The organism is Rhodococcus sp. P4_B6 (assembly GCF_056402215.1).
The window spans coordinates 1-2,126 of the sequence record NZ_JBFUHV010000401.1; the positions used below are offsets into that span (position 1 = coordinate 1).

Genomic DNA, 2,126 nt, shown 5'->3' on the forward strand with positions numbered 1-2,126 from the left:
GGCGGAGCAAACCTGCCGATTGCTGATCGTCTCGCCACCTGGCGAAACCCCTACTGCGGCGGGCTGACCGCACACTTCGACGAGATCAGTACGCCGGCGTGGTTGCCCGCACCCCCGGCGCTGGCCGCGTTGCCGTTCCGCCGTGCTCCCGCCACCCCCGCTTGTCCGCGCTTGGGGATGCGACCCGGTGAGGATCGAAACACGTCGCCAGCGCGGAATCCGGGTAATCGATATGCTCCCGCCCCGCAACGAGCCGAACACCCACCCGCCCACACCACTGTTCACACGCCGGAGAACCGATGCTTCCGTCCTTCGTGCCCCAGACGGTGCCTCCCACGTATCACCGCCGCCCAGCGCTCTAGAATGTGACGGTGGTCATCGTTTTCGAGGTGTTGCTGGTTCTCGCGGCTGTGCTCATCACGTGGTTCTCCCTGTACGTCGTCTACCGCTTGATCGACGGCGAATCGAACCGCCGATACCGGTAACCCTGCAGGGGTCGCCCGCACACGCATGATTGGGCGAGCGTCGACTCGATCGAGCGGGCCAATGGCTTGCTGAGTTCGGCCAATCCAACCTGCCTACCCACGTCAGATATCCTGAAGCGTCGGGCAGCCGCCGGAATCAACGAAGTCGACGCCATCGTTGAAGCGCACAGTCGCTTCGCGGTCGCGCCGATGCTCACGGATGAACCGGCCGGGATCTCCGCTGAGGCTTTCTCGCCGACCCGGGAAGCGAAGCCCACCCCACGTGCCTGACGTGACCGAAGACGATGTTGCGGTCGAGTAGATCAAGGCAGTGGGCGAGGGAATGGGTCGGCGACGTACATCTGTCGGTGTGCCTGTCCCGACGCGGGCACAGTATCGACATTGCGGGCAGACCGGGACATTCGGTGAAGGCCCGGCCCAGTTCTTGATCGACGCGGTCCTCAGCGTTGATCATCAGTGATGCCGTGCTCGGGGAGGGGAAGGCTGTGGATCGCGGTCCGGATGGTTGGTGGTTAGCCTTCGCCGGACGTCGCGTTCGTCGAGCGGTCGGTGCGGGTGACGATGAGCCCGTCGTCGGTGGTGAACGGGAAGTTCGGTAGATCGTCGAGGTGGGTGTTGAAGGTGGCGGCGAGGACTTCGGGGGAGCACAACAACGACCGCGTTTCGAACGATGTTCATGGCCATCGAAGGTCGGCCGAATCGTGCTGCGGCCAACCGGCGGCCCAGATCGATGTCGGGGACCCCTCGACCCTGTAGCAGCGAGAAGAAACGCCACGGCATCCCCATCGGTATCCCGCGGGGCATCAATCACCGAGGGGAGCCTCCGCCGACAGGTCCTGGTCATCGGCAAGCTCTACGGTGGACTTTCAGCGAAGGTGCCGGTCGCAGGGCCGGCGGACGCTTCCGTGCGGACGAGTGCGCAGCCGCGCGCAGTATCGACGTTGCGTGTCACACCGGTTGGGCAGACCTGACTTTCGACACCCTCCGGATGTGGAGCTGCCTCGATCGGCCGCTCAGCGACCGGCTCGACGCCGCCAGGGTCACCCCGGAGGCGCTCGGCGAATGCCGTCGGCAGGTCACCGCGGTCGCCCAGCTGACTATCGGTGCGGAGGACCTCTCGAACTCCAGACCGTTCGTCCCCGCTGGTGGTTGAGCATCGGACGCAGCTCGATCCACACCACCGGCGACATCTCAAACGGTGACCCGTTGCACCCGGTCCTCACTTACCCCATCGGCGACGTCACAGGCGTCGATCAACTCATGCTGGAGCGCTACCTGGACGACCTGGCCAACGATCGTCTCGGCCGGGGTAGGGGAAGAGGAGGATAAAGGGCATGGCCGATCCGACGAGCACCTACCGGGAGAATGCGCGGGACACTGAGAAGTTGGTGTTGGCGCTCCGGGACCGGCTCCTGCGGGTGCGGGCGGAGATCGAGGATTGGCCGGACACCCGCCATGGTCTGCGGAGTGATGGGGAGGGTTCGACGACCGATCCGGATGCCTTGGCAGCGGTCGTCGCGGCCCAGATCCGGGACGCACGGGCTGCGCTCGCGCATGTCGATGCCGCGCTGCAGTATGCGTGGGCGACCGCGAAGTGTCTGCACATTCAATGATCGGGAGCGGCGACGATCCCGGCGGATT

General features: G+C 65.4%; 3 protein-coding genes. 2 read left to right on the top strand and 1 reads right to left on the bottom strand.

What is annotated here, in order from left to right; genetic code table 11:
* Nucleotides 1-997 precede the first annotated feature (997 nt).
* Nucleotides 998-1,135 carry a hypothetical protein gene (locus AC1DWT_RS50960; protein ID WP_420855130.1) on the bottom strand — a complete coding sequence of 46 codons (138 nt, stop codon included), beginning with the start codon at nucleotides 1,133-1,135 and terminating at the stop codon, nucleotides 998-1,000.
* A gap of 338 nt (nucleotides 1,136-1,473) precedes the next feature.
* Here AC1DWT_RS50960 and AC1DWT_RS50965 point away from each other — a divergent pair, with 338 nt between their 5' ends.
* Nucleotides 1,474-1,638: a hypothetical protein gene (locus tag AC1DWT_RS50965; protein ID WP_206015700.1), complete on the top strand. Its 165-nt coding sequence runs from the start codon at nucleotides 1,474-1,476 to the stop codon at nucleotides 1,636-1,638.
* A gap of 181 nt (nucleotides 1,639-1,819) precedes the next feature.
* On the top strand, nucleotides 1,820-2,098 hold the full coding sequence (locus AC1DWT_RS50970; RefSeq protein WP_206015701.1) for a hypothetical protein: 279 nt from the start codon (nucleotides 1,820-1,822) through the stop codon (nucleotides 2,096-2,098).
* The last annotated feature ends 28 nt before the right edge of the window (nucleotides 2,099-2,126 follow it).